The sequence below is a fragment of the Neorhizobium galegae bv. orientalis str. HAMBI 540 genome (assembly GCF_000731315.1).
Lineage (GTDB): Bacteria > Pseudomonadota > Alphaproteobacteria > Rhizobiales > Rhizobiaceae > Neorhizobium > Neorhizobium galegae.
Genome location: NZ_HG938354.1, coordinates 215,707 through 241,122, shown reverse-complemented (window position 1 = coordinate 241,122; position 25,416 = coordinate 215,707). Strand labels below are relative to the sequence as shown.

Annotated in this window: 30 protein-coding genes and 1 tRNA gene; 13 read left to right on the top strand and 18 right to left on the bottom strand. The window is 60.9% G+C overall.

Annotated features, from left to right (window positions below; all coding sequences use genetic code 11):
* Nucleotides 1-21: 21 nt before the first annotated feature.
* Genes RG540_RS23720 through RG540_RS23705 form a run of 4 tightly spaced genes read right to left on the bottom strand, consistent with a single transcriptional unit; the run spans nt 22 to nt 3,027 of the window.
* A complete protein-coding gene (locus RG540_RS23720) occupies nt 22-789 on the bottom strand; it encodes an amino acid ABC transporter ATP-binding protein (RefSeq protein WP_041364083.1) in 768 nt (255 codons plus the stop codon).
* Nucleotides 786-1,547 carry an amino acid ABC transporter permease gene (locus tag RG540_RS23715; protein WP_041364082.1) on the bottom strand — a complete coding sequence of 254 codons (762 nt, stop codon included), beginning with the start codon at nt 1,545-1,547 and terminating at the stop codon, nt 786-788. Before RG540_RS23715 ends, RG540_RS23720 begins: the two co-directional genes overlap by 4 nt.
* Complete coding sequence (locus RG540_RS23710) at nt 1,544-2,251, bottom strand: amino acid ABC transporter permease (RefSeq protein ID WP_041364080.1); 708 nt, start codon at nt 2,249-2,251, stop codon at nt 1,544-1,546. The genes RG540_RS23715 and RG540_RS23710 overlap by 4 nt, the downstream gene beginning before the upstream one ends.
* On the bottom strand, nt 2,248-3,027 hold the full coding sequence (locus tag RG540_RS23705) for an SDR family oxidoreductase (protein WP_041364078.1): 780 nt from the start codon (nt 3,025-3,027) through the stop codon (nt 2,248-2,250). The genes RG540_RS23710 and RG540_RS23705 overlap by 4 nt, the downstream gene beginning before the upstream one ends.
* Nucleotides 3,028-3,259: 232 nt before the next feature.
* On the opposite strand from RG540_RS23705, the gene nac reads away from it, so the two are divergent.
* The gene (gene nac, locus RG540_RS23700) at nt 3,260-4,165 is read left to right on the top strand and encodes a nitrogen assimilation transcriptional regulator NAC (protein ID WP_040124260.1); all 906 of its coding nucleotides are present in this window, start codon (nt 3,260-3,262) and stop codon (nt 4,163-4,165) included.
* Between the two features lie 36 nt (nt 4,166-4,201).
* Here the strand turns inward: nac and RG540_RS23695 are convergent, their stop codons facing one another.
* The 8 genes from RG540_RS23695 to RG540_RS32470 form a co-directional block, all read right to left on the bottom strand.
* Complete coding sequence (locus RG540_RS23695; protein WP_041364075.1) at nt 4,202-5,407, bottom strand: pyridoxal phosphate-dependent aminotransferase; 1,206 nt, start codon at nt 5,405-5,407, stop codon at nt 4,202-4,204.
* Nucleotides 5,408-5,454: 47 nt separating this feature from the next.
* A complete protein-coding gene (locus RG540_RS23690) occupies nt 5,455-6,222 on the bottom strand; it encodes a 5-oxoprolinase subunit PxpA (RefSeq protein WP_041364074.1) in 768 nt (255 codons plus the stop codon).
* Between the two features lie 28 nt (nt 6,223-6,250).
* On the bottom strand, nt 6,251-7,246 hold the full coding sequence (locus tag RG540_RS23685) for a 5-oxoprolinase subunit C family protein (RefSeq protein ID WP_041364072.1): 996 nt from the start codon (nt 7,244-7,246) through the stop codon (nt 6,251-6,253).
* The gene (gene pxpB / locus RG540_RS23680) at nt 7,243-7,950 is read right to left on the bottom strand and encodes a 5-oxoprolinase subunit PxpB (RefSeq protein WP_041364071.1); all 708 of its coding nucleotides are present in this window, start codon (nt 7,948-7,950) and stop codon (nt 7,243-7,245) included. Before pxpB ends, RG540_RS23685 begins: the two co-directional genes overlap by 4 nt.
* On the bottom strand, nt 7,947-8,369 hold the full coding sequence (locus RG540_RS23675; RefSeq protein WP_041364070.1) for an acetyl-CoA carboxylase: 423 nt from the start codon (nt 8,367-8,369) through the stop codon (nt 7,947-7,949). Before RG540_RS23675 ends, pxpB begins: the two co-directional genes overlap by 4 nt.
* The gene (locus tag RG540_RS23670; protein ID WP_041364068.1) at nt 8,366-9,757 is read right to left on the bottom strand and encodes an acetyl-CoA carboxylase biotin carboxylase subunit; all 1,392 of its coding nucleotides are present in this window, start codon (nt 9,755-9,757) and stop codon (nt 8,366-8,368) included. Before RG540_RS23670 ends, RG540_RS23675 begins: the two co-directional genes overlap by 4 nt.
* Nucleotides 9,757-10,200, bottom strand: a complete 444-nt coding sequence (locus RG540_RS23665) for an acetyl-CoA carboxylase biotin carboxyl carrier protein (protein ID WP_041366257.1) — start codon at nt 10,198-10,200, stop codon at nt 9,757-9,759. Before RG540_RS23665 ends, RG540_RS23670 begins: the two co-directional genes overlap by 1 nt.
* Before the next feature lie 175 nt (nt 10,201-10,375).
* A complete protein-coding gene (locus RG540_RS32470) occupies nt 10,376-10,525 on the bottom strand; it encodes a hypothetical protein (protein ID WP_157884672.1) in 150 nt (49 codons plus the stop codon).
* A 121-nt stretch (nt 10,526-10,646) separates the two neighbouring features.
* On the opposite strand from RG540_RS32470, the gene RG540_RS23660 reads away from it, so the two are divergent.
* From RG540_RS23660 to RG540_RS23635, 6 genes are all read left to right on the top strand, one after another.
* Nucleotides 10,647-11,666, top strand: a complete 1,020-nt coding sequence (locus RG540_RS23660) for a LacI family DNA-binding transcriptional regulator (RefSeq protein WP_065814448.1) — start codon at nt 10,647-10,649, stop codon at nt 11,664-11,666.
* Between the two features lie 41 nt (nt 11,667-11,707).
* Nucleotides 11,708-12,946, top strand: coding sequence for an ABC transporter substrate-binding protein (locus RG540_RS23655; protein WP_041364066.1), 1,239 nt, complete (start codon nt 11,708-11,710; stop codon nt 12,944-12,946).
* Nucleotides 12,947-13,024: 78 nt separating this feature from the next.
* The gene (locus tag RG540_RS23650; protein ID WP_041364064.1) at nt 13,025-13,942 is read left to right on the top strand and encodes a carbohydrate ABC transporter permease; all 918 of its coding nucleotides are present in this window, start codon (nt 13,025-13,027) and stop codon (nt 13,940-13,942) included.
* Nucleotides 13,939-14,817: a carbohydrate ABC transporter permease gene (locus RG540_RS23645; RefSeq protein ID WP_041364062.1), complete on the top strand. Its 879-nt coding sequence runs from the start codon at nt 13,939-13,941 to the stop codon at nt 14,815-14,817. The genes RG540_RS23650 and RG540_RS23645 overlap by 4 nt, the downstream gene beginning before the upstream one ends.
* Nucleotides 14,818-14,838: 21 nt before the next feature.
* Nucleotides 14,839-16,767 carry a glycoside hydrolase family 127 protein gene (locus RG540_RS23640; protein ID WP_041364060.1) on the top strand — a complete coding sequence of 643 codons (1,929 nt, stop codon included), beginning with the start codon at nt 14,839-14,841 and terminating at the stop codon, nt 16,765-16,767.
* The gene (locus tag RG540_RS23635) at nt 16,760-17,893 is read left to right on the top strand and encodes an ABC transporter ATP-binding protein (RefSeq protein ID WP_046599321.1); all 1,134 of its coding nucleotides are present in this window, start codon (nt 16,760-16,762) and stop codon (nt 17,891-17,893) included. The genes RG540_RS23640 and RG540_RS23635 overlap by 8 nt, the downstream gene beginning before the upstream one ends.
* 93 nt (nt 17,894-17,986) lie before the next feature.
* On the opposite strand, the gene RG540_RS33615 is transcribed toward RG540_RS23635, so the two are convergent.
* Nucleotides 17,987-18,277 carry an ABC transporter permease subunit gene (locus RG540_RS33615; protein WP_051909717.1) on the bottom strand — a complete coding sequence of 97 codons (291 nt, stop codon included), beginning with the start codon at nt 18,275-18,277 and terminating at the stop codon, nt 17,987-17,989.
* A gap of 530 nt (nt 18,278-18,807) precedes the next feature.
* Between RG540_RS33615 and RG540_RS23625 the strand changes: the two genes are divergently transcribed.
* Nucleotides 18,808-19,062, top strand: a complete 255-nt coding sequence (locus tag RG540_RS23625; RefSeq protein ID WP_041364057.1) for a DUF982 domain-containing protein — start codon at nt 18,808-18,810, stop codon at nt 19,060-19,062.
* 473 nt (nt 19,063-19,535) lie between these two features.
* Complete coding sequence (locus RG540_RS23620; protein ID WP_155414595.1) at nt 19,536-19,784, top strand: hypothetical protein; 249 nt, start codon at nt 19,536-19,538, stop codon at nt 19,782-19,784.
* Between the two features lie 22 nt (nt 19,785-19,806).
* Here RG540_RS23620 and RG540_RS23615 read toward each other — a convergent pair whose 3' ends face one another.
* The 4 genes from RG540_RS23615 to RG540_RS23605 form a co-directional block, all read right to left on the bottom strand.
* Nucleotides 19,807-20,061 (bottom strand): DUF6894 family protein, encoded by a 255-nt coding sequence (locus tag RG540_RS23615; protein WP_041364052.1) that lies wholly within the window; start codon nt 20,059-20,061, stop codon nt 19,807-19,809.
* A gap of 242 nt (nt 20,062-20,303) precedes the next feature.
* Nucleotides 20,304-20,774, bottom strand: coding sequence for a DUF6538 domain-containing protein (locus RG540_RS32465; RefSeq protein WP_155414594.1), 471 nt, complete (start codon nt 20,772-20,774; stop codon nt 20,304-20,306).
* A gap of 219 nt (nt 20,775-20,993) precedes the next feature.
* Nucleotides 20,994-21,080 (bottom strand) — tRNA-Leu (locus RG540_RS23610).
* A gap of 102 nt (nt 21,081-21,182) precedes the next feature.
* The gene (locus RG540_RS23605) at nt 21,183-21,485 is read right to left on the bottom strand and encodes a SelT/SelW/SelH family protein (RefSeq protein ID WP_041364050.1); all 303 of its coding nucleotides are present in this window, start codon (nt 21,483-21,485) and stop codon (nt 21,183-21,185) included.
* A gap of 152 nt (nt 21,486-21,637) precedes the next feature.
* Here RG540_RS23605 and RG540_RS23600 point away from each other — a divergent pair, with 152 nt between their 5' ends.
* Nucleotides 21,638-22,087: a DoxX family protein gene (locus RG540_RS23600; RefSeq protein ID WP_041364049.1), complete on the top strand. Its 450-nt coding sequence runs from the start codon at nt 21,638-21,640 to the stop codon at nt 22,085-22,087.
* A gap of 30 nt (nt 22,088-22,117) precedes the next feature.
* Here the strand turns inward: RG540_RS23600 and RG540_RS23595 are convergent, their stop codons facing one another.
* Nucleotides 22,118-22,987, bottom strand: coding sequence for an NAD(P)-dependent oxidoreductase (locus RG540_RS23595; RefSeq protein WP_041364047.1), 870 nt, complete (start codon nt 22,985-22,987; stop codon nt 22,118-22,120).
* 137 nt (nt 22,988-23,124) lie between these two features.
* Here RG540_RS23595 and RG540_RS23590 point away from each other — a divergent pair, with 137 nt between their 5' ends.
* From RG540_RS23590 to RG540_RS23580, 3 genes are all read left to right on the top strand, one after another.
* The gene (locus RG540_RS23590) at nt 23,125-23,610 is read left to right on the top strand and encodes a GFA family protein (RefSeq protein WP_041364044.1); all 486 of its coding nucleotides are present in this window, start codon (nt 23,125-23,127) and stop codon (nt 23,608-23,610) included.
* A gap of 50 nt (nt 23,611-23,660) precedes the next feature.
* A complete protein-coding gene (locus tag RG540_RS23585; protein ID WP_041364042.1) occupies nt 23,661-24,215 on the top strand; it encodes a sugar O-acetyltransferase in 555 nt (184 codons plus the stop codon).
* 128 nt (nt 24,216-24,343) lie between these two features.
* On the top strand, nt 24,344-25,414 hold the full coding sequence (locus RG540_RS23580) for a glycoside hydrolase family 25 protein (RefSeq protein ID WP_041366255.1): 1,071 nt from the start codon (nt 24,344-24,346) through the stop codon (nt 25,412-25,414).
* Nucleotides 25,415-25,416 lie beyond the last annotated feature (2 nt).

Here is a 25,416-nt window from a genome sequence, read left to right as displayed (position 1 = left end):
TTGTTATGATGTCTTGATTGGTCAATGGCGCAGATCGGACAGGAACCGTTGGGCGCGGGGATGACGAGGGTTCTGGAAGAAATCCTTGGGCGGCGCCATTTCGAGGATCTCGCCCGCATCGATGAACCAGATGCGGTCTGCGACATCGCGGGCAAAGCCCATCTCGTGGGTGACGCAGAGCATGGTCATACCCTCGGCAGCCAGGCTCTTCATGACGCTCAGCACCTCGCCCACCATTTCCGGGTCGAGCGCGCTGGTCGGCTCGTCGAAGAGCATGACCGGTGGTTCCATAGCAAGTGCCCGGGCAATCGCCACGCGCTGCTGCTGCCCGCCGGATAGCTGGCCTGGATAGGAATTCGCTTTGTCGGCAAGCCCGACACGATCGAGCAGCTTGATGGCTTTGTCGCGAGCGACGTCCGCAGAAACACCCTTCACCCGGATCGGCGACATAGAGACGTTCTCGACCGCCGAGAGATGCGGAAAGAGGTTGAAGCTCTGAAACACAAACCCGATCCTGCTGCGCAGCCGGTTCAGTTCGCGTCCGCGCATCGGGGCATGAATATTCTGGCCCTCGAAGTTGATCGATCCGCTATTGATTTCCTCCAGCCGGTTGACGGTGCGGATCAGCGTGGACTTGCCGGAACCGGATGGCCCGCAGATCACAACGACCTCGCCGCGGCCGACCTCGGCGTTGATGTTGCGCAGGACCGGATAGTCGCCGTAGCTCTTGCAGACATCCGAAAGGCGGATGGCCTGGCCATCCTGCAGCTGGGAAACTGGCATCGTCATGGCTGCTCCACAAGTGTTTTGAGGGGGACGGCCTCGGTGGCAAGGCGAGCGTTGCGACGCGGACCTGCGCGGCGGCGTGCAATGCGCCGCTCGAGGCTGTTGGCCACATAGGTCAGGCTCCAGCAGAGCGCGTAGTAGACGGCAGCCAGGATGATGAAGACCTGGAAGGGCTGGGTGAACAGCTGGTTGTTCACCTGGCTTGCCGCGAAGGTCAGGTCCGGCACGTTGATCACGTAACCGAGGGTCGTGTCCTTGATCGTCGAGACGAATGTCGAGATCATGCTCGGGATCATGTTGTAGAGCGCCTGCGGCAGGATTACGAAGCGCATTGCGCTGAGATGGCTGTGGCCGAGCGCCCTTGCCGCATCCATCTGGCCCTGGCCCAACGAGACGATGCCAGCCCGCACCACTTCGCTCAGGAACGCCCCCTCGTAGACGACCAGCGTCACAAGCATGATCAGGAAGCTTGGTACGTCGGCACCGGTCCAGAGCGGAACCAGGAAATAGCACCACAGAATGAGCATCAGCAGCGGCACGCCGCGGGTGACATAGACGAGGCCCGTCACCGGCCATCTCAACGCCCGCCATTTTGAAAGGCGTGCCAGGGCGAGAAGAATGCTGACAGGAAAGGCAAGCAGGATCGCCAGCAGGGAGAGGATGATCGTATTGGCGAGCCCGCCCAGCGGCCCGTTGGGATATTGCCCGATCAGAAGGAGCAGCCAATAGTCATGGATGATGGTGATGATGTCCTGGATCATGCGCGCGCTCTCCGAGCCGGATCTGCGCGCATCGACAGATAAGCACCGGCCCCCATGATGATGAGCGAGAAGAACAGGTAGAGGACCGTGCCGACCAGGTAGATTTCGAAAGTCCGGAAGCTGAGGTTTTCAATCTCCTTGACCGCGTGCGTCAGCTCCGAAGCGCCGACGACAATCGCCAGACTGCTGTTCTTGAACAGCGAAACGCTGTGATTGATCAGCGGCGGCAAGGCATTGCGCACGCCTTGCGGCATGACCACGAAGCGCAGGGCCGAGATATAGCCGTGACCGAGGGCCTTGGCGGCTTCCATCTGGCCCGGGCTGACGGAGCGTAAGCCGGACCGCAGGTCCTCGCTGAAATAGGCTGCCTGGCACAGTCCAAGGCCGATGATCGCGAAGATCGCCTCCGCATTGTGATCCGTCAGCCAATTCGTCAGGCCCTGCGGCAGCAGCGTGAAGATCCCGAAATACCACAGCATCAGTTGCACCAGGGTCGGCACGTTGCGGTGGTAGGAGATGTAGGCCTTGACGATGGGCTCGCCGATCCTGACCGGTGACATGCGGAACGCCAGCAGCAGGATCGCAAGCGTCATCGCCAGCAGCCACGAACCGACATAGATGGCGAAGGTCGTCTCGATGCCGTGCAGCAGCATCGCGCGATAGTCGGAATTGGTCAGGATCGCGGATAGATCAAAGCCGGTCACCGCTTCGCGCCTTCAGCTTCGTAGACGGCTGCGGAGGTTTCGGGCCTGGCAGTCTGCAGCCCGCCCATTACCTGCAATGTCGGGGTGATCTCCATATGGCCGATATTGACGGCAACCGGTGCGGCGATCGCAAAGGCGATCGCGTCGGCGATGTCGGATGCCTGCGGCAGCTCGAACCCGTCGATGAAACGTTCGTGCACGCTCGGATCGTTGCCGTGCACGTGGTTGAAGATATCCGTCGCGACACGCCCCGGGCAGATTTCCGTCACGCGGACGCGTTTGCCGAATGCGTCGATCCTGAGCTGATTGGACAGCATGGCGACGCCGGATTTGACCGCATGATAGATGGAATTGCCGCCGAAATTGTAGTTGCCGGCGATCGAGGAAATGTTGACGACATGGCCGCGGTCACGCTCGACCATGCCGGGAACGATCAGGCGGCAGATATGCAGGACGGCGCGCAGATTGACGTCGACCAGCAGATCGATGTCTTCGGCATCCGCCTGCAGAAACTTCTTCGGCCGGTCGACGCCGGCATTGTTGATCAGAATGTCGAACTGGACGCTGCCGGCAAGTTCAGCGATCGCGGCACGGTCGGTGACGTCGATGACATGCGCGATACAGCCCGTACGCTCGGCGAGTTCATTGAGGGCGTCAGCACTACGAGCGATCGCGTGTACTTCGATATTCTCGGCGCGGAGACGCTCGACGACGGCAGCGCCGATGCCGGACGATGCGCCGGTAACCAGTGCGGTCCTGTAATCGGAGAATGACATTCTGATCCCCTTGTTGTTGGCGTGGACAGTATCGAAGCTTTCACGGCTTGCCTAAGACCGATTATTTCTGGAGTAATAAGCAAGTTTTATGGAGCTTGCCGGATGGCAAGCGCCCAGCCCCAAGGCCTTGAATTCCTTATGCGGAGTAGGCGGCCATCCTTTAGAGCCGCATTGCCAAAGGCGGGCATGTCTGCAAAACATAGGCCTGCGGAACAGAGCATCACCCGACCCCATGGATATTAGGCGCCTCAAATCCTTCATCGTCATTGTCGACAGCGGCAGTATCACCCGCGCCGCCGATATCCTTCACCTCGCACAGCCGGCGCTCAGCCAGCAGCTTGCGGCGCTCGAGGAGCATTTCGGCCAGAAACTGCTGATCCGCAGCCAGCAGGGCGTCAGCATGACCGATGCGGGACATGCGGTGTACAGGCACGCGCAGATCATCCTGCGGCAGATGGAGCAGGCGCAGGCTGATGCCGCAGCCGCCGGCAATTCACTGGCGGGCCGGGTCTCGGTGGGCCTCGTGCCGTTCAGCAGTGCCGCCACGCTCTCGGTCGATCTCTTGGCGGAAACGCGCAAGCGGCATCCGGGCATTCTGCTGCACCTGACCGAAAGCGTCGGCCAGACCTATAGCCAGATGATCATGAACGGACGGCTGGAAATGGCGCTGATCCATGGCATCGGGCCGATCAAGGGCGTGCGTTTCGAACCGATCCTGAGCGAGGAATTTTATCTCGTCGCGCATCGCAACTTCGCGATCGAGGCGGATTCGAAACCCGTGCCGCTCGGCGCCCTGGATGGAATGCCGATGCTGCTGCCGCCGGCCTATAATTTCGTGCGCCGCGCCATCGATACCGCTTTCACCCGCAGCAGGATCAATCTCAAGGTCGTGGCGGAAGTGGAAATCGTGCGCACCCTCGCCCGCGCGGTCGGAAATGGGCTCGGGGCGACGATCATGCCAAAGGCCATTGCCGACCGCATCGTTTCCGAGTCGAGCGAACCGCTCGTCTGCCGGGTCGTATCGCCCCGGATAGAGGAAACGCTTTCGCTCTGCACGTCCGACCAGAACTCGTTGTCGGAACCGGCATTCGCCGTCCGGGACATTCTCGTGGAACTGACCGAGCGGTTGAAACTCTGAGTAAGCTATTTCCGAGGCGGAAGTCGGCACTTCATCTCAGTGCATCGATTTGCAGAACTCGGCAATGCGCGCACAACCCTCGTTCAGCATCTCCATGCTAGTCGCATAGGAAATGCGGAAATACGGGCTCATGCCATAGGCCGCACCCTGGACGGTCGCGACATGGTGTTCCTCTATCAGGCCCATGACGAAATCGACGTCGGTCTCGATCTTCCGCCCGCCCTTCGTGGTCTTTCCGATCAGGCCCGACATGTTGGGATAGAGGTAAAACGCTCCTTCCGGCTTGTGGCAGCGCAGGCCTTCGATTTCCGAGAGCCTTCCGACGACGAAGTCGCGCCGTTCCCGGTAGATCGCCGCACGCTCCTTAAGCAGATCCTGCGGGCCGTCGAGGGCAGCGATGGCGGCGGCCTGCGTGACCGTCGTGATGCCGCCGGCGTTCTGGGAATTGACCTTGCTGATTGCCGCGATCAATTCCTTGGAGCCGCTGGCGCAGAAGCCCAGCCGCCAGCCGGTCATGGCATAGGCTTTCGAGACGCCGTTCATCGTCAGGACGCGGTCGTAGAGCCTGGGTTCGGCCTCGGCGATGGTGCAGAATTCGAAATCGTCATAGACCAGATGCTCATAGATGTCGTCGGTCAGGATCCAGACATTCGGGTGCCGCAGCATGACCTGCGCGATCGCCGCCATCTCGGCTCGCGAGCAAGCCGCACCCGTGGGGTTGTTCGGGAAATTCAGGATGAGCCATTTTGTGCGTGGCGTGATCGCCGCGTCCAGATCCTCCGGACGCAGTTTGAACCCGGTCTGCTCGAAGCAGGGAACTGCGACGGGCGTTCCGCCGGCGAAATGGACGATATCCGCGTAGCTTACCCAGGAAGGGGTCGGAATGACCACCTCGTCGCCCGGATTCAGGGTTGCGAGCATGGCGTTGAAAATGGTCTGCTTGCCGCCAGCCGACGCAACGATCTGGCTGGCATCATAGACGAGATTGTTGTCCCGCTTGAACTTCCTGGCGATCGCGGCCTTCAGCTCCGACGTACCATCGATCGGCGGATATTTCGTATCGCCACCCAGTCCCGCAGCGTGAGCGGCCTCGATCGCATGGGCTGGCGTCGGGAAGTCCGGTTCCCCGGAGGAAAGGCTGACGACCTTGATGCCCTTGGCGGCCAGTTCCCGGGCACGCTGGGTCATGGCGGCGGATGCAGGGATGGAAACGTTCTTCAGGCGGTCGGCGATGGACGGCATTGACTTGGTCTCTCGGTGAAACGGAAATTGTGACGGCGGGCGGCCGTTCAGGACGCGAGTTCGGCCGCAGGCGCGAGCGTCGCGCCGGACGCCTCGATTTCGCTGCGGACGACCCGGGCAAGCTCGAGCGAGCCGGGCGTATCGCTGTGCACGAGAATGGAGCGAGCCGGCATGGCGATGATCGTCCCGTCGATCGCTTCGACGGTCGCATCGGTCAGGAACCGGCGCACCCGTGCACGAACCGCCGCCTCCTCCTTGACCAGCGCACCCGGCAATCCGCGGGCGACGAGCTTGCCGCCGGCGTCATAGGCGCGGTCGGCCAAGAAAAGCGCCAGCGTCTTCAGCTTGGCGCGCTTCGCGGCCCTCTCGATTTCGCTGTCCGGCGTCACGAACACCACGAGGTTCGGATCGACGCTCGAAATGGCGCTCATCATCAGGTCGGCCAGCGCGGGGTCCCGATTGGCCATGTTGCCCATGGCCGCGTGAAAGCTGAAATGGCCGACGGTCATATTTTCGGCCTTGGCGATCGCCGTCAGGGCGCCGAGTTGGTACAGCATCTGCTGGCGCAATTCGTCCGGCTGGTAGGGTATCTCGCGCCGGCCGAAGCCGGTTCGGTCCGGCAGGCCCGGATGTGCGCCGATGCCGACGCCGTTCTGCTTGGCAAGGCGCACCATGCGCGCCATGGTTTCGGGGTCCCCGCCGTGAAAACCGCAGGCGATATTGGCCGACGATACGACCTGCATCATCGCCTCGTCGTCGCACAGGCGATAGGGGCCGAAACCTTCGCCCATGTCGGAATTCAGATCAATCTTCATCGCGTCCTCCATCTGATCGCGAATGGCATCAGGTCATCGCCTTCAAGGCGCGCTTGACCATTTGTGATGTCCGCTCGATGTCCTCGATATACCGGGAGACAATCTGTTCGACCGCGCGGGCCTCGGCATGTGTCGAGCGCATGAACCGCAGCCGGCTGCCGGCACGCGCCTGCCCGAGCCGCCACAGATCGGCTTCGATCACGCCGGCGATCTTCGGATAACCGCCCGCCGTATTGGCGTCGCTCATCTGGATGATGGGCTCCCCGCCCGGCGGCACCTGAACCACGCCGGGCACCACGCCATGCGAGCGCATTTCGACCGTCTTCACCGGCTTGATCGGTGCGCCGGAAAGACGGTAACCCGTGCGGTCGCTGCGCGACGAAATCCTCCAGACCTGGCTCCAGAAAGCCTCGCCGTCATCGGCGAAAAGCTCATGTTCTCCGGCGGGAATGGCGCGGATGAGCAGCGTGCCATCGTCTGCTACGGGGAATGCGTCACGCAACGCGGTCGCCGGCGCCACCGCGGCGATACCGCCCGCCGGGAGCGGAAGAGGTTGGGGAAGGGCACAGACCTCGATCCGGTCTCCCTTCATGAGCGGCCGGCCGGCATTGCCGCCGAACCCACCGCGCAGCGCCGTGCTTCGCGAGCCCATGAGAACGGGAACGTCGATCCCGCCGCCGAGCACGATATAGGCGCGTGCAAGCTTCGGCGGCTGTTTCAGCTCGAGGATCTCCCCGGCCTCGGCCCGATACGCGCACCACGGCAGCAATTCCCGGCCATCGAGCAGCGGCTGACCATCGATGCCCGTGACGGCAAACGCGGTAGGAACCTTGAAACGCAGCGTAAAGGGAAACATCTGTATCTCGATGGCAGCCGCATCCTGCGGGTTGCCGACGAGGATGTTGCCGATCCTGACCGCGAGCGGATCCATGGCGCCGCCGGCGGAGACGCCAATATCGCGATAGCCGGGGCGGCCGAGATCCTGCACCGTATTGAAGGGACCGGTCTCGACGATTTCGATCATAGCTCGATCCTGTCCGGCACGAAGCGCACCGTGTCGCCCGGCGCCAGGAGGGCCGGCGTGGAAGACGTCGGGTCGAACATCTGCAGATCGGCATAGCCGATGGAATTCCACCCGTTCGGGCCGGTCAGCATCGCGACGCCCGTCTGCATTCCGCCGATCGTCACGCAGCCCTTTTCCATCTTGAGCGACGGAACCGTCTTGCGGGGCATATAGATACGGGCGTCGAGGCCATGCAGGTAACCGAAGCCCGGAGCGCTTCCGAGCGCAAAAACCCGATAGGTCGCATCGTGATGGAGGCGCACCACCTCCCGGTCGCTCAGACCGGAAAAATCACAGACCGCCGCAAGATCAGTCGCATAGGCACCACCATAGTGGACGGAGATCTCGATCGTCTTTCCGGAGAGATCAAGGCTGGGGACGCTGTCCCAGGCCTCCAGAAGCCTGCCGACGATGAACTCGGGATCCTCGGGCGTTGCCGTGAAGATCGCCAGCAGGTTTGTCATGCCCGGTATCACTTCCGCGACATCCGCCCAATCCCTGACCACATGGGATAGTGCCCAGATGAAACGCTGTGCCGGCAGATCGAATTCACCCGCCGCTTCGAGCAGGAAGGAGCGCCCTCCAATGAAGGAGACGCGCGCCCTGCCTTTCGTCGCCGTGACGATCTGGTGAGAGGACGCAAAGGGCTTTAACGTAGCGATCATGGCTGGGGCTCGATTTCAAACAGGGGATCGCCAAATCCGACCAGCGCGCCGGGCTCCGCCAGCCGCCGCGCCAACAAGCCGGATCGGCCCGCCAGAACGGGAAGCAGCACCGATCCGATGCGGATAAAGCCGACGACATCCTTGTCGGAAACCCTGCGCGGCAGTGTCTCGGTTTCCTCGGAAACCGAAGGATGGATGGCGCAGAAGCATCCCGCAATCGGCGCCTTGACGATCGCCGCATTGGCCGGGTTCGCCCCGATGCCGCCTGTCAAACGGATGTGCGGCCCCTCGCCCTTCGAGATGACGAGGCGAAGTTGCCCACCCGGACCGGAAATCTCGAGGCCGTCGACACCGGCCGCCGTCAGCGCTTCCGTCAGCGCGGCGATTGTTGCCGGATCGCTGAAATCGATCGTGCTCATGCGGCTCTCCGCTGCTTGAGCCATTTCTCCAGGTAGTGGATGTCCGTTTCGCCCCGAGCAAAGGCTTCGTCCTCGAAGAGCGCCCGCAGGAATGGCAGGTTGGTGGAAATCCCCTCCACCCTCGTTCCGGCAAGCGCCTCGCGCATCCTTGCCATTGCCTCGGCCCGCGTCGGAGCGTGCACGATCAGCTTGGCGATGAGGGAATCGTAATAGGGAGAGACCCGATAGCCGGCGTGAATATGGGTGTCCACCCGTACGCCCGGCGCTTCGGGAAGCGCAAGCTCGGTGATGGTTCCGGCCGACGGCAGGAAGCTTTCCGGAGCCTCGGCATTGATGCGGCACTCGAACGAATGGCCGCTGCAGCGGATATCGTCCTGCCGCAACTCGAGCGGAATACCCTGGGCGGCGTTGATCTGCGCATGGACGATGTCGATGCCGCTGGTCATTTCCGTGACCGGATGCTCGACCTGAAGGCGCGTGTTCATCTCGATGAAATAGAACTCGCGGTCTTCATAGAGGAACTCGAACGTTCCGACGCCGCGATAGCCGATCTGCCGGCAGGCCTTCACACAGGCCAGGCCAACCGGCCCGATCAGATCGGGCGCGATGCCGGGCGCCGGGGCCTCCTCGACCACCTTCTGGTGGCGCCGCTGCATCGAGCAATCCCGGTGCCCCAGCCAGATGGCATTGCCGTGGACGTCGCACAGGACCTGGATTTCGATATGCCGGGGATGCTGAAGGAATTTCTCCATGTAGAGCGCGGGAGAATCGAAGGCCTGACGCGCTTCCTCGCGGGTCAGCGCGATTGCCTCATGCAGTGCGCCGGCCTCGGACACGACACGCATGCCGCGGCCGCCGCCGCCGCCGGCAGCCTTGATGATGACGGGATAACCGATCTCTTGCGCGGTCCGCTCGATGCTCGCCGGCTCGTCGGGCAGCGCCGTCTGGGGGCCGGGCACGCAGGGAACGCCCGCAGCGATCATCGCCCGCTTTGCCGATATCTTGTCGCCCATCGTCGAGATCGACGAAGCGTCCGGCCCGATGAAGACAAGACCGGCCTTTTCGACTGCCTCCGAGAAGGCCGCGCTTTCCGACAGGAAACCGTAGCCGGGATGAATTGCGCCGGCACCGGTCAGCTCTGCCGCGAGGATGATGGCATCCTTGTTCAGGTAACTTTTCGCGGCATTCGCCGGGCCGATACACAGAACGCTGTCGGCCGTCTTGCCAAATGGCGCCTGCCGGTCGGCCTCCGAGCAGATCGTTACGGCTTTCAGACCAAGCTCGCGGCAGGCGCGCTGAATGCGAAGGGCGATTTCTCCCCGGTTGGCAATCAGGACGGTATCGAAGCGGCGATTGGCCGAGGCGGCGTTTTTGGGAGGTTCGCCCATTACGCGATCTCCGCGAGCACGTCGCCGACTTCAACTTCCACACCATCGATCTCGGTCAGCCACGCAACGCGACCCGCAAGCGGCGCAGCGACCGTATTGAAAACCTTCATGGCCTCGATGATGAAAAGCGTCTGCCCCTCTTCCACGAGGTCGCCGATCCTGACGAACGGCTCCTGTCCGGGGGCGGATGCCCGATGCAATATGCCGAAGACCGGTGCCTTCAGCTGAAAAGCCTGTTTTGCCGAGGCCGCAGGCGACGAGCCGGAAACAGGCTTCGCTGCCGCAGCGACTGTTTCGTCCGGATCCGAAACCGGAACGTCGATTGCAGCATGGCCCGCATTACGGAAGATCCGGACCGTGACGTCCTTTTCCGTGACCGACAACTCGGTCACATTCGATCGTCCGACAAAATCGATCAGCGTCTTTATTTTCGACAGGTCCATCAGTGTGCTCGGCATTTCGGAATACCGATCGCAATCCACGGAAATCGGATCGGGATCGGCAGCCATTGCGTAACATGCCGATCGCGAGATGGGGTCAGAAGAAGTTTCAATGACCGTCAATTGGAGCCCACGAGCTGCGCCGACCGTGGTCTGCTGTTCTTACGAGCAGCTTGCCTCAGGCGAAGATGAAGTCCACGGCCGTCAATGATGAAGAAGCCACATTTACGAACTGCAGGACATCGCCATTGCCGAAATCAACAATGGTGTTGGTCCCGCTCATTGCCATCACCGCCTGAACGTCGGCAAAATCGTCGAACCCGATCAAGTCCTCCAGTTGAACCTTAGTGGCTCTGGCAGCGTTCACGCTACAAGCTTTGAGAAAACCTTTTCTCACTTGACAATTTACCTGGTAAAAGGTTTTCTCACCATAGCAGGAGGACAATAGTCTGGATACGGGGAGGAATAAGAAACGCGTTACGATTCATGACGTTGCAGCCGCAGCGGCCGTCAGCATTTCGACGGCGTCGAAAGCTCTGAACAACACCGGCCGCATGGGAGACAAGACACGGGAACGGGTCAAACGGGTGGCCACTGATATCGGTTTTCGTCCGAACGCGCTTGCGCGTGGCCTGCTCAGCAAGCGCAGCTTCACGATCGGGCTTCTCACCAACGACACCTACGGCCGATTCACCTTGCCGGTAATGGCTGGCGTATCGGAGGCACTGGTCGATCACGGCGTTTCGGTTTTCCTTTGCGCCATCGAAGACGACCCGGCGCTTGGGCAGATCCATGTCGAAGCCATGCTCGACAAGCAGGTGGACGGCATCATCGCCACCGGCAAGCGGATGGACAGGAGTTTGCCGGTCGATCTCTCGAACCTGTCGGTTCCGGTCGTCTATGCCTTCACCGAAGGGACGCCGAACAGCGTTATCTTCCGGTCGGACGATGCGCATGGCGCAGCCCTTGCGGTCGAGTGGCTGCAGTCGATCGGGCGGCGCTGGATCGTCCATGTCACCGGCCCGAAGGACTTTTTCTCGGTGCGCGAACGCGCCGATGCCTACAGCATCGCAGCGGGCGAATGCCAACAGGTTCTTTATGGCGTCTGGTCGGAAAGCTGGGGCCACGAGGCGGTCGGCCTGCTCTGGGAGCGCGCCGGCGACAAGCCGGATGCCTTGTTCTGCGGCAACGACCAGATCGCCCGCGGCACGGTGGATGCCCTGCGCGAACGCGGCATCAAGGTGCCTGAGGACGTTTCGGTGATCGGCTTCGACAATTGGGAGATTGTCGCGGCCCAGACACGGCCCCCGCTGACGACGGTGGATATGGAATTGAAAGAACTCGGGCGTCAGGCGGGATTGACCGTCCTGGCGCTCGCGGAAGGACGGCCCGTCGAGCCGGGTGTGCGAAAACTGCCATGCCGGTTGGTTGTCCGGCAGTCGTGCGGGGGGGAACCCTCGAAAGAATGAGCAAGGGCGCTGAGGAGAGCGCCCGATTTCGGAGGAGTGTCATGATCAAGCGTCTTTTAACAGCGGCCAGTATCTCGGTTCTGTGCCTCGCATCGTCGGCTTCTGCAGCCGAAAAGGTCGAGATGTGGGTTCGCACCGGCATCGGTGATGCCTTCAAGAAAACGGTCGAGGCCTATAATTCCAGCCACGAGAACCAGGTCGCGATGACCGAGGTGCCGTTCTCGGAACTGGTGCAAAAGTATGCAACCGCGATTGCCGGCGGACAGGCACCCGACGCGCTGTCGATGGACCTGATCTACAATCCGGCGTTTGCAGCCGCCGGCCAGCTCGAGGATCTGACGGACTGGGCAAAGTCCCTGCCCTACTTCAATTCGCTGTCGCCTTCGCATGTCAAGCTCGGCACTTATCAGGACAAGATCTACGGTCTGCCGCTTTCGGTCGAAACGTCGGTCTTTGCCTGGAACAAAGACCTCTACAAGAAGGCCGGCCTCGATCCGGAAAAGGCACCGGCAAGCTGGGATGAAATCACCGCCAATGCCGAGAAGATCCGGGCGCTGGGTGACGATACCTACGGCTTCTATTTCTCCGGCGGCGGTTGCGGCGGCTGCATGATCTTCACCTTCACGCCTCTGGTCTGGGGTTCAGGCGCCGACATTCTGTCGGCCGACAGCAAGGCGGCGACACTCGATACGCCGCAAATGCGCCAGGCGATCGATATCTACCGCAACATGGTCAAGAAGGATCTCGTGCCCGCAGGAGCTGCCAGCGACAATGGCGCGAACTTCCTCTCCTTCACCAACGGCAAGATCGGCCAGCAGAGCCTTGGTGCCTTTGCCATCGGCTCGCTGGTGACCGAGCATCCGGATATCAACTTCGGCGTCTCGCTGATCCCCGGCGCCACAGGTGGAACATCCTCCTTTGCCGGGGGTGACAATTTCGTCGTCACCAAGGGCACGCCAAAGATCGCCGCGGTCAAGGAATTTCTCGAATACATCTACTCCCAGGACGGCCAGAAGATCATGGCGAAGTATGGCAGCCTGCCGACGCGCGGCGATATCGCCGACAAGGTGCTGGCAGGTCTCGACCCCCGGCTGCAGGTTGGCATAGACGCGATCGCGGTCGCAAAGACCCCCTACACGCTGCAATTCAACGACCTGATCAACAGCGCGAACGGCCCCTGGGCGAGCTTCACCAACGCCGCCATTTTCGGTGACGACGTCGATAGCGCCTTTGCCAACGCGCAAAGCGAAATGCAGTCGATCATCGACAGCGGCCAGTAACCTCCCCAAGGCAGCTATGACCGGAAGGCGAAAGCCCGCCTTCCGGTCACCTTTCCACCGTCTCTGCGGAGCACCTGGATGACCATTTCCGGCTCAAAGACCCTGTTGCCCAGACGCCGGCGCGCCCGCAGGACGGGCTTGCGCGGGCTGGTTTATATCGCGCCGGCGATGGCGCTGGTCATCGCCTTCTTCGTCATCCCGGTGATCTTTACCGGCTGGATGAGCCTGCACAACTGGCCATTGATGGGTGGCACGCGCTGGATCGGTTTCAGGAACTATGTCCGCATGTTCCACGACGCCCGCTTCATGTCGGCGCTGCAGTTCACGGCCTACTATACCGTCATCGTCACGATCGCGATCTTCGCCGTCGCCTTTCCGCTGGCGATCTTCGTCGAGAAGCAGCGGCGCTTCGTCAGCGCCTACCGCACCATCATCTTCCTGCCGGTTGTCGTTGGTCTTGCCACGGCTTCGCTGCTCTGGGTGTGGCTTGCCAATGTCGACAGTGGCTTCATCGGTCCGGCCCTGAGGGCGCTCGGATGGGTGGACAAAAGCCCGAACCTGCTCGCAAGTTTCGACAGCGCCTTCCTCACTATTATTGTCATGGTCGTCTGGAAGATCGCCGGTTTTACGATGATCATTCTCTTGACCGGCCTGCAGGCCATTCCGGCCGAACTGACGGAGGCCGCCCGAATCGATGGCGCAGGCCGCTGGCAGCGTTTCCGGCACCTGACGCTGCCCTTGATGCGCAAAACCATCGCCCTGGCGCTGATCATCTCCGTGACCGGCTCGATCCTCGCCTTCGACCAGTTCTACATCATGACGTCGGGCGGGCCGCAGAACCGGATGATCTCGGTGGTCTACTACATCTTCAACCAATCCTTCGTGTCCTTCAATCTCGGCTATGGCGCAGCTCTGTCGATAGCACTTCTCGCCATTCTGGTTGCCATCAGCATCATCCAACTCTGGCTGCTTCGCGTCCGGGAGGGAAAACCGTGACACCTGTAAATACGACACCCGCCAAGCAGCGCCGTGCGCGCAAGGCCGTCCGATCAAACGGCGCCTATCATGCCACCGGCATCGCCATTTCGCTGTTCTTCTTGGCGCCCTTCGCCATTGCGTTTCTGGCCTCGTTTCGCCATGGCGCGGAAGCTCGCCTGCCGCCTCTGCCGCCTTGGCCGACCAATGGTTTCAGCCTCGATGCATATGGATCGCTGGACGGTTTCGGCGCCGGGATCTGGCGGCACACGATCAATTCGCTGCTGGTGTCGCTCGCAACCGTTGTGCTGACCGTAGCGGTCAGCCTACTTGCTGGTTACGGATTCTCCCGCTACCGGTTTCCGCTAAAGAACGTGCTGTTCGTTTTGATCATTGCCACGCTGATGATCCCGTTCCAATCGATCCTGACCCCGCTGTTCATCATCCTTGCAAAGCTCGGGCTGAACAACTCGCTGTTCGGGCTGACACTTATCTACGTCACGCTGCAACTGCCCTTCTCGGTCTTCATGATGCGAAACGCCTTCGACGCCGTGCCGAAGGAGATCGAGGAGGCAGCGCGCATCGACGGCGCGCGGGACCTGCGATTGCTGGTGCGCGTCCTGCTGCCACTGGTGCTGCCGGGCGTCGCAACGGTGGCGATCTTCGCCTTCCTCAATGCCTGGAACGAATTTCTCGCAGCCCTGATCCTCCTGGCCAGCAACGAGAAATTCACCCTGCCCGTCCTGATGATGGCAGTGCGCGCCGGCCGTCTCGGCGCGGTCAACTGGGGCGCGGTACAGGCCGGCGTCGCGGTCATGACGATCCCCTGCCTGATCGTCTTCCTGCTTTTGCAACGCTACTACATGCGCGGGCTGATGGCCGGCGCGGTGAAATGATCTCAAGAAACGGATGAAGCCATGAACACCATGAAAAGGGACCGCCAGTTCCGCCCCCTGCCCGTACCCAGCGTCGATATCCACGGCCTATTCGGCGACCGCCAGGAAGCGATCTGCGACACCACGGCCGAGATGCTGCTCGACCGCTGCGTCGAGGCTGGCATGCTTGATGCCATCGACACCAGCAAGCCGAGCCCCGGCATCGTCATCCCGATCCAACCCTGGGGCGGCACCACGCAGATGTTCTGGGACTCGGATCTCGGCAAGTCGATCGAGACGGTGGCCTATTCGCTCTATCGGCGGAAGAATCCGGAGCTCGAAGCCCGTGTCGACGAGATCATCGACATGTACGGGAAGATGCAGGACGAGGACGGTTACCTGAACGCCTGGTTCCAGCGCGTCCAGCCGGATCGCCGATGGACCAACCTGCGCGACCACCACGAACTCTATTGCGCCGGGCATTTGATTGAAGGAGCGGTCGCTTATTTTCAGGCAACCGGCAAGCGCAAGCTTCTCGACATTGTGAGCCGTTATGCCGATTACCTGATCAAGACCTTCGGCCGTGGCGAGGGTCAACTGCGCGGCTATTGCGGCCATGAGGAAATCGAGCTGGCACTAGTGAAGCTGGCGCGTGTAACGGGACAAAAGAAATATCTCCACCTCTGCAAATTCTTCATCGACGAGCGCGGCACCGAACCGCATTATTTCACGGAGGAAGCGATCCGCGACGGCCGCGATCCCGCCAATTTCATCCAGAAAACCTATGAATACAGCCAGTCGCATCAGCCGGTGCGCGAACAGAGAAAGGTCGTCGGCCATGCCGTGCGCGCCATGTATCTCTATTGCGGCATGGCCGATATCGCCACCGAATACAATGATGACAGCCTGACGGCGGCGCTCGATACGCTTTGGGACGATCTGATCACCAAGCAGATGTATCTCACCGGCGGCATCGGGCCTGCCGTCTCCAACGAAGGGTTCACCGACTATTACGACCTGCCGAACGAAAGCGCCTATGCCGAAACCTGCGCTTCCGTCGGCCTCGTCTTCTGGGCGAGCCGCATGCTCGGGCGCGGTCCGAACCGGCGCTATGCCGACATTATGGAACAGGCGCTCTACAATGGCGCCATGTCCGGCCTGTCGCTCGACGGTAAGACCTTCTTCTATGAAAATCCTCTAGAAAGCGCCGGCAATCATCACCGCTGGATCTGGCATCCCTGCCCCTGCTGTCCACCCAATATCGCCCGTCTGCTCGCGTCGATCGGCTCGTATATGTACGCGGTGTCGGACGACGAGATCGCCGTCCATCTTTACGGCGAAAGCCAGGCCCGATTCGATATCGGTGGAGCCAAGGTGCGGCTGGCCGAGAAGACGCATTATCCCTGGGACGGCGCGATCGGATTCGATGTGACGACGGACAGGACGACACGCTTTGCGATCTCACTGCGCATCCCCGAATGGGCGGATGGCGTAACGCTGAAGGTCAATGGCGAAACGATCGATCTTGCCTCGGTCACGATCGACGGCTATGCCCGCATCGATCGGGACTGGACGAGCGGCGATCATATCGATCTCGATATTCCCTTGGCGCCGCGCGCGCTGTTTGCCAATCCGCTGGTGCGGCACGATGCCGGCCGCACGGCGCTGATGCGCGGGCCGATGGTCTATTGCGTCGAGGCGACCGACAATGGCGACGGCTTGAACGGCATCAGGCTCACAAGCGGCGTTTCGCAGACGACGATGGCCGAATTGAAAGATCTCGGCGGCGCCGTGGCGCTCGATGTTCCCGCAAGCCGCGACAAGGCTGATTGGGGTGACGCGCTCTATCGCACCAAGCCGCCTGAGACGGAGGAGGCGACGGTACGGTTCGTACCTTATCCTTTCTGGGACAACAGGTCGCCAGGTGAAATGCTGGTCTGGGTCAGAGCGGGCGAACGCAACGATGCGTGATGAGATAGCCAGAACCGGGGTCGTGCTCACCGATATCCGCAAGAGTTTCGGCAACCTGGAGGTCATTCATGGCATCAACCTCAAGATCACCGAAGGATCCTTTGTCGTCTTCGTCGGTCCGTCCGGCTGCGGAAAATCGACGCTGCTGCGGATGATCGCCGGGCTCGAGGAGGTCACTGACGGCGAAATCGAGATCAAGGGACGCGATGTCACCGATCTCGATCCGTCCGAGCGCGGCATCGCTATGGTGTTCCAGTCCTATGCGCTGTACCCGCATATGAGCGTGCGCGACAATCTGGGGTTCGGTCTGAAAATGGCGCGGACGCCGAAAGTGGAAATCGAAGCGCGGGTCAGGGCAGCCTCCGCGATCCTGAAAATCGATCCGCTGCTGGATCGCCGCCCCGGCCAGCTGTCCGGCGGCCAACGCCAGCGGGTGGCGATCGGCCGCGCAATCGTGCGCAAACCCGAGGTGTTTCTCTTCGACGAGCCGCTGTCCAATCTCGATGCTGAATTGCGGGTGTCGATGCGAATAGAGATCGCAAGGCTGCACCGCGAACTGCGCAATACGATGATCTACGTCACCCACGACCAGACGGAAGCGATGACGCTGGCCGACAAGATAGTGGTCCTTCGCGACGGGCGGATAGAGCAGACCGGCAGCCCGCGCGAGGTCTACGAAAAACCGGCCAACATTTTTGTTGCCGGGTTCATCGGCTCGCCGCGCATGAACCTTCTGGAAGCGAAATGGGCGGAAGAGGGATCGGTATTGCTCGGCGGCAGCCGGATTCCGGTATCACTGGACGCACAGGCATTGTCGCCGGGCGAAAAGATCACGCTGGGCATTCGCCCCGAACATCTGTTCGTGTCGACCGCCGGCGAAGCGATGCTGCAGGCCAGGGTGGATTTCTCAGAATATCTAGGCGGGACCCAATTTCTATACTGCCAGACCGACGAAGGGCAGGCCATCATCGCAGAACACCGGTCGCCGGTTCCTGTAGACGCAGGCGATACCGTCCATTTTTCGTGGGACGGCCCGCATCTGCGCTTTTTCGATAGCGCTGGGATGCGGATCGAACCAACCGCACTGGTGGATACGCTGGCTCCTAGTGACAATTTAACGGGTTAAGGATTCCAAAGTAGGATTGAGAGCTGATTTTGAAGATCTGCGATGGCGTCGCGACGCTTCGAGGCAATCAATGACGCGGATGAATAGCTTTGATCAGCGAAATGTCTGCCGCCAAGGCACCAAAAGTCTCTCACAGGAGTCCACAGCATAAGAGAAAAGAAGGCCCAGCAGCGAAATCACCAGAAAGCCAACGCCTGAATCCGCCGTCGAAAACTCCACGGCAACAAGCAATATCAGCGCCGTTCCCAGGCAGATTTTCAACCCGGTGAAAATACCGGGGAATGCACCCGGAAGCGCCACGGTCAGATAGGTCGTCAGGCGCGACGCGTTGGGGTTTCGTGCCACCTCGAAAATAGCTACGCGGAATACCTCCAACACCGGCATAGGTGTTCAGCGTCATCAGAAAGAAGACGTTGATGGCAATCACCAGATATTTCGATGTCTCGCCTATGCCGAATATCAGTAAAAGCAGCGCCAGAAGTGCAATTTTCGGAACTGGAAACAGAGCAGCGAAAAGCGGGTTCAGTGACGCATGAACCGGGCGCAACAGACCCATTGCCAAGCCAATGATCACCCTGGGTATCGCACCCAGAAGCATGCCAATGGCAATTCGCTGGAGACTGATAGCGAGGCCACGGGCCATACTCTCCAACCTTGCGACATCGTCCTCGTCAATACCGCAGCAGGCACATCTTTGGTTATCCGGATTATCTCGGGCGCGGTTGCGGCATAGGTCGTGCCGCGACGCATCGGCTTATGTCACAGGGTATCCACATCGCCGCAACCGACGCCTGGTCCTGGGACGCACCCTTCTCATAGCCCCACCACTTTAGACGTAAGTGCACTTAGGTGGTGGAACACATGCCGACCGGATATGGTGTTGGTCGCTGGGATACCCTGGTGGGAGAGATACTATGGAAACCACAGCCGCCTACAGCAGGCGTTGGAGTCAGCCAGTCGCCGTCAGGATCGGCTACGGGTCATCGGAGCTAATTCGAGGGCCGGCGGAAGCGGCTCACTATCTTCAGCATCGATGGCCTGCCGATACAGGGCTGTATTTCGAAATGGCTGTCCGGCGATGCGGAACAGCGATAAACCTTGCCACGTCTGCGGAAGAGGCCAGAGAAATCTTCATTTCTGCAGCGATCGAGGCGTACGTCCTAGCTTAGCGAGACCTGGAAAAGTTTCGCGGGGGAAGTTGCCAGTCTCTCAGCTGCAAAAAAGAAGGCCCAGACGTTTTTTCCGCCTGGGCCTCCAAAACAGTCCGTTGGATATTCATTGGGTCACCTGTCGGCTTGGGGCGTCCATAGCTCCAACGGGTAAAAGCACCCAAGCGTCCTCTTATCTCAAGAAAGCGGAAACCCCAGCCGATCTCGATGCGTGACATGCTGCATCAATCATCCAAACAAAAAGTCGAGGGCGTTGCGCGCCTGCTTGAGGCGATGTCGTGGAGCGTCCAACTGTGATCAAGTTCCTGCCGAACAGAGTACTTGCGTCGGGTCGGGCCGTCCTCATGAAGATGACAATGGTGCAAGATGGTCGTTTGTGAAAGCTCGTGCATTAAGTCCATAGATAACGGAAGCGCAAGCAAATGATTTTCATCTTATCACTGCAAACGGACCTAATCTCGGAATTCAATCAGGTGAAAAAGGACCTGCTTGAACACTTCGATCTCACTTCTCAAGGCCACCTATTATTCGTCGACGTTCCTGGCAATGCAACGGAGTTTAAAACGCTGCTAATGAAGGCTGTCCCGCCCACCGCACGAATATTCGTCGCAGCATTGGGGGAATGGGAGAGCAAGAACATTCCACGGGCAGACGAATGGTTAGAAGCACGAAAGGATGGTGAGCGCCAAGTGTTGCTTCCGCAAGCTGGGGATCCGCATTAGCCGGTGAACCAACGCCCTTCCATCATTGCAGAATAACAGGCGTGTTTCGCTTCGGCTGCTCGATGGAAAAATGAAGATTGAAGAGGACGTATCCCTCTTCATTCGCAACAGTCATCACCCAATCGTTGCCCAGCCAGAGGTTCATATCATTGTCCAGCAAGGTTTCGCTGGCACCACGCATAGCTTCGCTTCGGGCTTCATCGTCGTTGTCGAAAACGAGTCCGACATGATCGACCGCTATTCGCCCGTCTTTCACATGAAAAAAATATCTGGACATTAGCCTTCTCCGTCCACAATCGGGCGGAAGCTTTTCAGGCTTACTGCGACGGCGCCCGTGGCAACTGTCATCGCCACAAAACGCTGCGCCTTATTGGTGGCGTTGTCCAATCAATTTCGGACGACCGACCTCACCGCACTAAACAGCGGGAAGGCGTCGCCCCGGTGCTTTGTCGTCGCCAAATCCTGCCCAGGGAACTATACAAGAGTGTCTACCGCCCGGATGACAATCCGTCGGTTGGATCACCGGCGCGATGCGTTCAGCGCGCTGAACGTGTCTATCAATCGCTCTCGGCAACTGGGCGTCACGCTCGGCACATTCCGTTGAGCGAGGATGCGGTCAACAACTGGCCCATAGGTTCTGCGACGGTATTCCGTGCCGCCTTGCTCCGCCTTGTCAGCAAGCTGCTGGCTTACTGCAGCGAGAAGCTCGTCGTCATCGGCCCATGGCCCCTCAATGACCTCACCGGTTGATGGAACCACCGTAAGCGACTTCATCCCATCAGGGCCTTGCGACCATGCTCGATAGAAGTCTCCAGCTAGAGCATGAAGCTGGCGATGCGATAGCTCCACGGGCCGATGGGATCTAAGCGCTTCAAAATATTGCTCCAGATACGAGATCGCCTCTGCCAGCCTCACTTTTGCAACGGTGGGGTCAGATGTTCGCAGAGAGAAACGAATGCTTTGGGTGCTCTGGGTAACCGCGAATTCCACAACCTCCTCGCCCACCGAAATGACAAGCTTTCGGCCGACGAGAACTTCTCGGATGTCTGACGGAATCCGCTTTACGAAATGCGGTGTAGATGAGCCTTTCGCAACCATCGGGCGGACAAGCCTTTAGCGCATTGTTACAGACCTTTGTTACAAGGTATCCAATGCGCAATTGTTTGGAAAGGCGTTAAGTATTTGATCTTGGTAGGGATCAAATCGGAATGGTGCCCAGAAGAGGACTCGAACCTCCACACCCTTTCGGGTACCAGCACCTGAAGCTGGCGCGTCTACCAATTCCGCCATCTGGGCGACGGAGAGCCATGTACGGGGGTGACCTTCCCCTGTCAACTGACTTTTTGAAGTTTCCGCGCCCGTCGCCAAAAAACCTTCACGGATCTGTCACGGGCGCTCTCAGCTCCCGCCGTCCTCGGTCGCCTTGCGGTCCACGTGGCCGAGGTCGCGGTCCGGGTCGATCATGTCGCGCACCCGCTGCTTCAACTCCTTGGGGCCAGGGAAGCCTCCGTCGCGCTTGCGCTCCCAGATGAGCGTCCCGTTCACCTGGATCTCGAAATTGCCGCCGGTGCCGGGGATCAGCGCCACCTCGCCGAGCGCATCGCCAAAGGTCTGTAAAAGCTCCTGCGCCATCCAGCCGGCCCGGAGCAGCCAGTTGCACTGGGTGCAATAAAGAATCGTAATGCGCGGTTTTTCCATGATGTTTCGCCTTCTACCCTAGTCAATTCGGTCTCACGATATTGTCAACCGGAACGGTCAAGTTTTTGAACGCGCGGACCTCGACAGAAAGGGCACGAACGTCAATTTGGAGCTTCTGCGACGATGGTCGCGTCGTTTTCAAAGAAAGAGGTCCCATGGCTCTTCAATCCACCACCCGCTCCCGGCTGATCATTCCGGCACTCGCCCCTGTCTATACCTCCGGCCATGAGATCGTCGAGACGATCCTGCGCGTCGCAGCCGGCGCGCTGCTGGTCACCCACGGTTTCGGCAAGATCACCAACCCGTTCGGCGCGGTCGGCATGGTCGAAAGCCTCGGTTTCTATCCGGGCGTCTTCTGGTCGCCACTGCTTTCCGCCACCGAATTCTTCGGCGGCATTCTCGTCACCATCGGCCTCTTCACCCGTCCCGCCTCCTTCGCGGCGATGATCGTGCTTCTGGTCACCGTCTATTTCCACGGCATCGCCCAGAACCAGGGTCTCGCCGGCGCGGAAAAGTCTATCCTCTGGGCAGCGATCTTCCTGTTCTTCGCCCTGCGCGGCGGCAATAGCCACTCGGTCGACGCCCGCCTCGACCGGACACTCTGAACTTTAGGAAAGGCTGGGCCGCTCCCGGGCTCAGCCTTTTCGTTCGAGTGCCAGCCGAACCACGGTGGCGAGATCTGCTTCGCCATATCCGAGCGCCGCGGCATTCTCGAAACTGGCGCGCGCCGCCTCGATGGCCGGCGTCGCGACACCAAGACCGCGGGCAAGATCAAGAACCACGCCCATATCCTTCAGCACGCCGGAGACCGGAAACCCGACCGCCTCGGTCTCGCCGAGGATGACCGGAAGCCGCGACCGCATGGCCGGGCTTGCAGCCGGACTGCCGGACAGGATCTCGATCATCTTGCCGCGCCCGAGCCCGGCCTTGCCGCCAAGCTCGATGGCTTCCTTCATGATCTGCCACAGCCCCATCAGCATCATGTTGTTGACGAGTTTCGCCGCCGCCCCGTCGCCCAGTCCGCCGACGTGATGAATACGGTTCGAAAGCGCCTCGGCCACCGGCAGGAAACGCTGAAAGTCCTTTTCCGCGCCCCCGATGTAAAGACCGGCCGTGCCTGCCAGCAGCATTTCCGGCCCGCCGGAAATTGGTGCGTCGAGAAGTGCCGCACCCACCTTGCCCATCGCATCTTGATGGACGCGCAGCGTCTCGGGACTGACGGTGCTGGTATCGACGACCAGCTTGCCAGCCGGCGCGGCGGCGGCGAGTTCATCAAGCACGGCATGCACGGCGGCATCGTCGAGAAGAGCAAGGATGACGATATCCGAAGCGTCGAAAAGCGCCGCCAGGCCGGCCGAGGCGGCAATCCCGAGTGCCGAGGCCTTTTCCTCGGAAAGCCCGCTGCGTGTCCAGCCCGTCACCGCGAAGCCCTGCTTCTGAAGGCGCTCGGCCATGGCACTGCCCATCCGGCCGAGGCCGACGATACCAACCCGCTCTTTCGTCATGCGTTGATCCTGCTCATGTCGTTGCTGCCGGAGTTAAAGCAGAACATGCCGGCCTCGTCTTCTTCATTTTGCATTGCGGGAGGGTTGGGGAATATTTCATATTCGGCATGCGTAATCTGAGGGAGCCCGGACGGAAGATGAGCGAAATATTCGAAGGCGGCTGCTTCTGCGGCCAAGTGCGTTATCGCATGCATGGGCGGCCGATGTTCATCCATTGCTGCCATTGCACCGACTGCCAGCAGCAGACGGGCGGCGCCTTTGCGATCAATGCCCTCATCGAAGCCGATCGGGTGGAGGTGACAGGCACGGAGCCGATCGCGATCGCCATGAAGACCGCCAGCGGCCTGCCCCACGACATCTACCGCTGCCTAGAGTGCCAGACAGCCGTCTGGAGCGATTACGGCCGGCGCAAATGGATGCTGTTCATCCGGGTCCAGACGCTCGAAAGGCGTGGCGAATTCTCACCGGACGTGCATATCTTCACGCGCTCGAAAGTCGCCTGGGTGGGTCTGCCGGAAGGCGCCAATGTGTTCGAGAACTATTACAGTTCCACGGCGATGTGGCCGGCGGAAAGCGTCGCGCGGCGTGAGACGGCCCGGATCAAGGCCGGCGCGGACCGCTGAAAGACGAGAAGGCAGCCGGAGGAGACGAGAAGGCAGCCGGAGGAGACGACATGGCGAGCGAACGCGAAAAGATGGCGGCCGGCGAATGGTATTGCTGCCTCGACCCGGAACTCGATGGGTTGAGAAACAAGGCCCGCATTGCCGTCCATGCGCATAACACCATGCCGCCCACCGAGCGCGGCGCGATGGCGCCTGCCCTGCGGGCGTTGTTCGGCGCAGCCCCGGACGCCTTTCTGGAGGCTCCCTTCCACTGCGCCTATGGCTTCAACATCTTTCTTGGGCAAGGCGTCTATCTGAATGCCGGCTGCACGATCCTCGATACCGCGCCGGTCAGGATCGGTGACCGCTCGATGCTGGGACCTGGCGTGCAGCTCTATTGCGCCGATCACCACCGCGACCCCGTCCTGCGCGCCGAGGGCCACGAGATTGCCCGCCCGATCGACATCGGCGCCGACGTGTGGATCGGCGGCGGCGCGATCATCCTCGGCGGCATCGCGATCGGCGACGGGGCGATCGTTGGCGCCGGCTCGGTGGTGACGCGGGACGTGCCGACCGGCGCCACGGTTGCGGGAAATCCGGCCCGGTTGATCACGCCGCGCGTCTGATTTCAGAACATCGCCGCGCGTAAAGATTGGATTCAGCTTTTTTTGGTAATTTTCCGTTAGCAATTCCTGTCAGGGGTTCTCGACGGCAAGGGGCAGCCGTCTTTGTTGTTTTGCGTATGGGTTTTCAAATGCGTTTATCGGCTGTGCCAGCACTCCTCGTCACCTGCTTCGCCTTGGCGGGCTGCGCCTCGACATCCGGACCGGAAGAGCTGGTGGCCGGCGTCGCGACGCAGGAGAAGACGGGCTCCGTCGACCTGCCCGCCGCCCCCGTTCCATCGGTCGGTGTCGGCAAGACCTCCCGGATCGGCGCACAGCAAACGCCCCAGCGGCAGGCGCCGCCAGAGCAGGATATCGCCTGGACCGGTCCGATGCCGGAGCCACAAGCCTTCGTGCGGGAAACGACGGTCGGCATGCCGCTTCCCGCCGAGCGACCGGTCGCCATGCTGATGCCCGACAGCCCGGAGGCGGAACCCGCCCCTCGCCGCGGGCGCACGCAGATCTACAGCCGCCAGTTCCGCGATGCCAAGCCGATCAATTTCGGCAGAGTGTCGCCGAGAAGTTATGCCGTCCACGGCGTCGACGTGTCGCGCTGGCAGGGCGATATCGACTGGGCGAAGCTAAGGACGCAAGGGGCCAACTTCGCCTATATCAAGGCGACCGACGGCGGCGACCATCTCGATCCGATGTTCAAGACCAATTGGCGCGGAGCCAAGGAAGCCGGCATCAAGCGCGGTGCATACCACTTCTTCTACTGGTGCCGCACCGCCGGCGAACAGGCCGACTGGTTCATCCGAAACGTGCCGCGCGATCCAGACGCGCTGCCGCCGGTCATCGACGTCGAATGGAATGGCGAGTCGAACTGCAAGGCAAAACTTTCGCGCGCCCGGGTGCTCGATAAGATGCAGGTCTTCATGGACAAGCTGGAGCGCTATTACGGCCAGCGGCCGATCATCTATACGGCGCCGGATTTCTACGAGGACAACCTGTCGGGCGAGCTTCTCGACTATCCCTTCTGGCTGCGTGCCGTCGCGCAGCATCCCTCCAAGGTCTATCCGGGCCGCAAATGGCTGTTCTGGCAATATTCCGGCTCCGGCCTGTCGCACGGCGTCGCCGGCAAGATCGACCTCAACGTCTTCCATGGCTCGGAAGAGCAGTGGCACAGCTGGATCGGGCCGCGCACGACGCTGGCGCAGAATTGAGC

What these genes read in the sequence shown, in the direction of transcription:
- RG540_RS23720 (WP_041364083.1), bottom strand. Translation starts at nt 789, where the DNA reads ATGACGATGCCAGTTTCCCAGCTGCAGGATGGCCAGGCCATCCGCCTT.
- RG540_RS23715 (WP_041364082.1), bottom strand. Translation starts at nt 1,547, where the DNA reads ATGATCCAGGACATCATCACCATCATCCATGACTATTGGCTGCTCCTT.
- RG540_RS23705 (WP_041364078.1), bottom strand. Translation starts at nt 3,027, where the DNA reads ATGTCATTCTCCGATTACAGGACCGCACTGGTTACCGGCGCATCGTCC.
- nac (WP_040124260.1), top strand. Translation starts at nt 3,260, where the DNA reads ATGGATATTAGGCGCCTCAAATCCTTCATCGTCATTGTCGACAGCGGC.
- RG540_RS23695 (WP_041364075.1), bottom strand. Translation starts at nt 5,407, where the DNA reads ATGCCGTCCATCGCCGACCGCCTGAAGAACGTTTCCATCCCTGCATCC.
- RG540_RS23690 (WP_041364074.1), bottom strand. Translation starts at nt 6,222, where the DNA reads ATGAAGATTGATCTGAATTCCGACATGGGCGAAGGTTTCGGCCCCTAT.
- RG540_RS23685 (WP_041364072.1), bottom strand. Translation starts at nt 7,246, where the DNA reads ATGATCGAAATCGTCGAGACCGGTCCCTTCAATACGGTGCAGGATCTC.
- pxpB (WP_041364071.1), bottom strand. Translation starts at nt 7,950, where the DNA reads ATGATCGCTACGTTAAAGCCCTTTGCGTCCTCTCACCAGATCGTCACG.
- RG540_RS23675 (WP_041364070.1), bottom strand. Translation starts at nt 8,369, where the DNA reads ATGAGCACGATCGATTTCAGCGATCCGGCAACAATCGCCGCGCTGACG.
- RG540_RS23670 (WP_041364068.1), bottom strand. Translation starts at nt 9,757, where the DNA reads ATGGGCGAACCTCCCAAAAACGCCGCCTCGGCCAATCGCCGCTTCGAT.
- RG540_RS23665 (WP_041366257.1), bottom strand. Translation starts at nt 10,200, where the DNA reads ATGGACCTGTCGAAAATAAAGACGCTGATCGATTTTGTCGGACGATCG.
- RG540_RS23655 (WP_041364066.1), top strand. Translation starts at nt 11,708, where the DNA reads ATGATCAAGCGTCTTTTAACAGCGGCCAGTATCTCGGTTCTGTGCCTC.
- RG540_RS23650 (WP_041364064.1), top strand. Translation starts at nt 13,025, where the DNA reads ATGACCATTTCCGGCTCAAAGACCCTGTTGCCCAGACGCCGGCGCGCC.
- RG540_RS23640 (WP_041364060.1), top strand. Translation starts at nt 14,839, where the DNA reads ATGAACACCATGAAAAGGGACCGCCAGTTCCGCCCCCTGCCCGTACCC.
- RG540_RS23635 (WP_046599321.1), top strand. Translation starts at nt 16,760, where the DNA reads ATGCGTGATGAGATAGCCAGAACCGGGGTCGTGCTCACCGATATCCGC.
- RG540_RS33615 (WP_051909717.1), bottom strand. Translation starts at nt 18,277, where the DNA reads ATGCCGGTGTTGGAGGTATTCCGCGTAGCTATTTTCGAGGTGGCACGA.
- RG540_RS23625 (WP_041364057.1), top strand. Translation starts at nt 18,808, where the DNA reads ATGGAAACCACAGCCGCCTACAGCAGGCGTTGGAGTCAGCCAGTCGCC.
- RG540_RS23615 (WP_041364052.1), bottom strand. Translation starts at nt 20,061, where the DNA reads ATGTCCAGATATTTTTTTCATGTGAAAGACGGGCGAATAGCGGTCGAT.
- RG540_RS23600 (WP_041364049.1), top strand. Translation starts at nt 21,638, where the DNA reads ATGGCTCTTCAATCCACCACCCGCTCCCGGCTGATCATTCCGGCACTC.
- RG540_RS23595 (WP_041364047.1), bottom strand. Translation starts at nt 22,987, where the DNA reads ATGACGAAAGAGCGGGTTGGTATCGTCGGCCTCGGCCGGATGGGCAGT.
- RG540_RS23590 (WP_041364044.1), top strand. Translation starts at nt 23,125, where the DNA reads ATGAGCGAAATATTCGAAGGCGGCTGCTTCTGCGGCCAAGTGCGTTAT.
- RG540_RS23585 (WP_041364042.1), top strand. Translation starts at nt 23,661, where the DNA reads ATGGCGAGCGAACGCGAAAAGATGGCGGCCGGCGAATGGTATTGCTGC.
- RG540_RS23580 (WP_041366255.1), top strand. Translation starts at nt 24,344, where the DNA reads ATGCGTTTATCGGCTGTGCCAGCACTCCTCGTCACCTGCTTCGCCTTG.